This is a genomic window from Roseicyclus sp. (genome assembly GCF_052168335.1).
Lineage (GTDB): Bacteria > Pseudomonadota > Alphaproteobacteria > Rhodobacterales > Rhodobacteraceae > Roseibacterium.
This window is the reverse complement of record NZ_JBQLZP010000299.1, coordinates 1-5,434: the sequence shown is the minus strand read 5'-3', so window position 1 is coordinate 5,434 and position 5,434 is coordinate 1. Positions and strand designations below refer to the sequence as shown.

At 73.6% G+C, this 5,434-nt stretch carries 3 protein-coding genes; all 3 read right to left on the bottom strand.

Features of this window, described 5'->3' with window-relative positions; genetic code table 11:
* A partial coding sequence (locus tag ACTS11_RS09300) for a glycosyltransferase family 2 protein (RefSeq protein ID WP_442640044.1) occupies positions 1–2,153 on the bottom strand: 2,153 nt, incomplete at its 3' end.
* A complete protein-coding gene (locus ACTS11_RS09295; RefSeq protein ID WP_442640043.1) occupies positions 2,150–3,055 on the bottom strand; it encodes an HAD family hydrolase in 906 nt (301 codons plus the stop codon). The genes ACTS11_RS09300 and ACTS11_RS09295, both read right to left, overlap by 4 nt.
* Before the next feature lie 52 nt (positions 3,056–3,107).
* A partial coding sequence (locus tag ACTS11_RS09290; RefSeq protein WP_442640042.1) for a calcium-binding protein occupies positions 3,108–5,434 on the bottom strand: 2,327 nt, incomplete at its 5' end.

The window sequence follows — 5,434 nt, the reverse complement described above, 5'->3', positions numbered from 1 at the left end:
GCGGCGCACCAGAGGCGGTCGTCGATGCCGCCGCCGGGGCCGCAGCCGGGGCCGCTGGCGGCGCCGGACGGCGCGATGCCGCGCTCGATCCGTCCGCGCAGGTCGCTCATCGCGTAGCCGAGGGCGAAGGAGGCCGCGATGCCGGCCCGCTCGCCGTGGCGGCGCAGGAAGGCGTTGCGCGCGACGGCGGCGAATTCCTCGTGCTTGGAGATGCCGCCGATCACCGAGTTGGCGTAGAACGCTCCCTCGGTCTCGCCGCGGTCGCGGTGATGGTAGCGCGCCAGGGGCTCGGGCAGGACGGCGATGTCGTCCTCGAGCAGCACCTCCATGTTGAAGAACCAGTCGCCGAGGACGGGCAATGCCTCGTTGAAGCCGCCCACGCGCTCCCAGACGCTGCGGCGGAAGACGAAGGCGATGGGCGGGAAGAAGTTGCCGCAGGCCATCTCCGAGAGCTGCACGTTGCGCACCCAGTCGTTGTAGGGGTGCCGCCCGTGCTCGATCACAGCCTCGCCCCGGATCTCCTCCGAGACGTAGAGGCTGTGCGTCGCGACGCCGCCGTAGCGGGCGCCCGACGGGCCGTCGAGGAAGTCCACGGTCTTCTCGAGGAAGGCGGGATCCCAGCTGTCGTCATCGTCGTGGATCACCACGTAGTCGCTGTCGCAGGCGGCGATCCCGGCATTCGAGGCGGCCTCCATCCCCTGGCTCGCGGCGTGGGACACAAGGCGGATGCGGCGCGGATCGACCTGGGAGGCCTGCAGGATCCGCGCGACTTCGGCCGGGTCGCCGCCGTCGTTCACGACGGTCCAGACGTAGTCGCCGAAATCCTGGGCCGCGACGCTGGCGGCGGCGCGTCGCAGAAGGACGGGCCGGTTGCGGGTGCGGGTCACGATCGCCACGCGCGGCCGGTCGGTCACCGTGCGGCGGCGGGCGGGCTTGGCGGGGCGGGGCCCTTCGACACCTTCGCCGAGAGGTCGGGATGTGCCGGTTTCGAGGGCGGTCTGACCCTCGGGCCAGAGCGCCCGGGCGATCCGCTGCTCCGGTGTGCCGCCGTGCTCCTCCCCCGTCGGCGGAAGGACCACTGGAACGCTCAGGGATTTGCCCAAGTCGGCCGAGCGCGCACGTCCCGCGAGGATCGGCACTTCGGCCGGCTCGGGCCGCAGGATCATCCGCGCGAGCTCGGGCATGGCGGCCGCGTGGGCGGCGAGGATGGACGCGATACCCTGCCCGGCGTGGTCGGCGACATAGGCGCGCACCTGCAGGTAGAGGGCATCGGCCACCGGATCGGGCGCCGCGGCGCAGGCGGCGATCGCCCGGTTGACCGCATCCCCCGCAGGTCCGTTGCGCACGTCCTCGATCGAGGGGGCGCCGGGCTCGAGCAGGTTCTCGACGAGGTGGCGGTGGCGGACGAAGGCGGTTTCGGGGATCGCCGGATCCCGGTCATCGGCCTCGAACAGGAGGCCGATGGCGTCCTGAACGATCCGGGGGTCATGCGCGGGGGTCAGGATGCGACCGAAGTAGAGCCCGCGCCAGCGGGTCGCCGGATAGGCCGAGGCGAGCAGCGATTGCGTCGTGCCCTGCCAGCCGCTGTCGACCAGGAGGGCGCGGCCGCGCCCGCCGAGGAGTCCGTCCACCTCCGCGTCGAAGGCGGCCGAGCTCTCCTCGAGGAAGGTGGTGAGCCGGCGCTGCGCGGGTGCCTTCACCGTCAGCCAACCGGGCAGGTTGTGCCCGTGCGCGTCGAGCGCGCGGTCGGCGAGGTCGAGCCCCTCGAGCAGATCCGGCCGGTTCCGCAGAAGGCCGCGCACGAGATCGCGCAGCGGCTGGTGCCGGTACTCGCGGGTGAGGAGCGCGACGCTCGCCTCCCGGCCGCCGGGGCGGCCGAAGACGCCCTTGGCCACGGCCACGCGGGAGATCCAGAACATCCGCGCCTCGGGCCCCCGGGTGCGGCCCGCGGCGAACAGCTCGTGCAGGTCGCGGATGCGGACGCCGGCGCGCGCGCACCAGAGCGCGACCGTGTCCCCGTCGTCGTGGTAGAGCAGGTGCTGGTGCAGCGCGAGGAGCCAGCGCTGCACGACGGGACCGAGGATGTCGTAACCGATCCGCCGCACGAGCTCGGGACCGGAGGGGGCGGTGGTTCGGGGGTTCCAGGCCTTCATGCGACGCTCCCGGCGCCGAGGCGGATCCCGTGGGAGCGCAGAAGGTCCGCCTCGCAGGCCCGGTGGTCCTGTGCCCGCCGCGCGAGGAGCGCCTGCGGAATCGGCAGCAGCAGCGAGTCCCACCCCGCGGCGCGCGGTTGTGCGAAATCGCCCCTCAGGCTGTCCCCGACGTGGAGGACATGGCCCGCCCCGGCCACGTCCGGCACGCGGGCGAAGATGCCGCCCGAGGCTTTCGACACCTTGGTATCGGCCGAGGAGAAAAGCGCGTCCCAAATCTCGCGCCCGATCCCGCAGCGCGACAGCAGGTCCGCGATCTGGGGCGCGTGCATGTACATGTCGCTGATGAGCACGACCTTGCCGCCCCGCGCGCGGTGGCGCGCGAGGTACTCCATCAGCAGCGGGTTCGGGACGAGGCGCGTGGCCTCGTAATCCAGTTCGATGGCGATGAAATCCTCCGCGACGCCGTCGGGCAGGCCGAGGAGGCGCGCGGCGGTGAGGTGGATCTCGGTCAGCGACCCCTCGCCGCAGCCGTCGACGCGCGGCCCGGCCCGGTAGCTCGCCTGCGTTCCGAGATGCCGGGCGAGGAAGGCGTCGACCGGCTCGATGCCCCGGCCGGCATGGGCGGCCATGCGCGCGCCGATCTCGACGAAGCGGCGCAGCTCGCTCGATCCGTCGCGGAGGAGCAGCGTGTCGAAGACATCGAGGCTGAGCACCCCGCCGTCCCCGTGTTCCGCAAGGCGGAGGTCGAGCGCGCGGAACAGGCGCTGGCGGAAGCCGTCGTCCCGCAGGAGCGCAAGACGGTCCTTCGTCCGGGTGAGTTCCGCTTCGATCGCGTCGAAGCGGACGAGGCGCCGGCCCGGTGCCAGCAAGGTTTCCACCTCGTGCGGGGAGCGTGGCGGCATCGGGCGGCTCTCCTTCTGAAGGGCGCGGAGCGTGATCCCCGCTTCGGACCCTTCAAAACAGGAAGTCGGTTAAATCGAGGTTAGCGAGGGCGAGGTTCGCGATCAGGATCGACCCCGTTCCCGTGTCGATGCTGACGCCCTCCGGCCCGTCCAGCGCCGCCGCGGTCACGTCGCCGAAGCTGTCGAGGGCCGGGACGCCGCGCAGGTCGATCCGGTCGCCGGGGCCGAAGTCGGCGATGGTGTCGTGGCCGTCGCCGTCGAGGAACACGAAGACGTCCGCCCCCGGCCCCCCCAAGAGGAGGTCGTCGCCCGCCTGCCCCCGAAGCACGTCGTCGCCTGCGCCGCCCTCGAGCGTGTCGTCGCCCGCGTTGCCCCAGAGCGCGTCGTTCCCCGCCCCTCCGCGGAGACGGTTGCCGCCTCCGTCGCCCACCAGGGTGTCGGCATGGACCGACCCGTCGAGGTGCTCGATGTCGAAGAGCGTATCGCCCTCGGCGTCGCCGCCGCGCCCGTCGCCCGCCCAGAGCCGGACGGTGACACCGGCGGGCGAACCGGCGTAGCTCGCCACGTCCTGCCCGCCTTGCCCACGCAGACGGTCGGCACCCGCGCCGCCCTCGAGCGTGTCGTCGCCCGCGTTCGCCCAGATGTCGTCGTCGCCCGCGCCGCCGCGGATGTGGTTGCCGCCTCCGTCGCCGACCAGAAGGTCGGCATGGGCCGAGCCGTCCAGGTGCTCGATGGAGACGAGCGTGTCGCCCTGCGCGTCGCCGCCCGTGCCGGTGCCCGCCCAGAGCCGGACGGTGACGCCGGAGGCCGATCCGGCGTAGCTGGCCCGGTCCTGCCCGTCCTGTCCGTTGAGAAGGTCTGCGCCCGGCCCGCCCTCGAGCGTGTCGTCTCCGGCATTGCCCCAGAGCGCGTCGTCGCCCGCGCCGCCGCGGAGCAGGTTGGCGCCCGCATCCCCCACGAGGGTATCGGCATGGGCGCTCCCCTCGAGGTGCTCGATGGAGACGAGCGTGTCGCCCTGCGCGTCGCCGCCCGTCCCGGTGCCCGCCCAGAGCCGGACGGTGACGCCGGAGGCCGATCCGGCGTAGCTGGCCCGGTCCTGCCCGTCCTGTCCGTTGAGAAGGTCTGCGCCCGGCCCGCCCTCGAGCGTGTCGTCTCCGGCATTGCCCCAGAGCGCGTCGTCGCCCGCGCCGCCGCGGAGCAGGTTCGCGCCTGCGTCGCCCACCAGTATGTCGGCGTGCGCCGAACCCTCGAGCGCCTCGATTCCCACGAGCGTGTCGCCCTCCGCGTCGCCCCCTGCGCCGTCCCCGGCCCAGAGCCGGACCGTGACGCCCGCGGCCGAGGTCGCATAGGTGGCGAGGTCGAAGCCTGCCTGCCCCTGCAGGAGGTCCGCGCCCGCACCGCCTTCCAGCGTGTCGTCGCCCGCGTTGCCCCAGAGGGAATCGGTGCCGTCGCCGCCCGAGAGGACGTTGGCCCCGGCATCGCCCGCCAGCACGTCGGCCAAGCGCGAGCCGCCGAGGTTCTCGATCCCCGTCAGCGTGTCGCCCTGCGCGTCGCCGCCCGCGCCGTCCCCGGCCCAGAGCCGCACGGTGACGCCTTGGGGCGAGGTCTCGTAGAGCGCCCAGTCGGCATCCGGGCCGCCGTCGAGGGAATCGGCGCCCGCGCCCCCTTCCAGCCGGTCGTCTTCCGCCCCGCCGAGGAGCGTGTCGTCGCCCGCGAAGCCGCGCAGCACGTCGTCTCCGGCATGGCCTGCGAGCGTGTCGTCGCCCTGCCCCCCGTCGAGCGCGTCCGCGCCCGGGCCGCCCTCGCGGAGGAAGCCCGCGGCCTCGACGAGGTGCAGGAAGGGCTGGCGGTGCGGCGCCTCGATCAGCGCGGCCGCGATCTCGGCGGGCGAGAGTGACCCGCCGCCCGCGCGGTCGATCACCAGCGTCTCGCCTTGCCAAACGACGGTCGCTCCCGTCGCGGTCGGCGTCACCGTGAGCTGCCCGGCGTCGTAGAGCAGCGGCCAGTCGGAGAGGTCGAGGCGGTCGATCCCGGGCTCGAAATCGGCGATGCGGTCGACCGCTCCGTCCGTGCGCAGGAGGAAGCGGTCCGCGCCCGGTCCGCCCTCCAGCGTGTCGGCGCCTGCGCCGTCCTCGAGGATGTCGTCGCCACCGAGCCCCCGGAGGTGATCGTTGCCGTCGCCCCCGATCAGGATGTCGCCAAGCGCGGTGCCCGTGGTCGTGCCGCCGCCCTGGGGCGCGACGATCGAGGCGCCCTGGGCGGAGAGGTCGCGCGCGAAGATGGCGATGCCGGGCGCGCTCTCGGAACTGGCGTAGAGGGCGAGCGTCGTGCCGTCCGACCAGGCGGCGAGGCCAGAGATGTCGAGCAATTCCGGCTCGG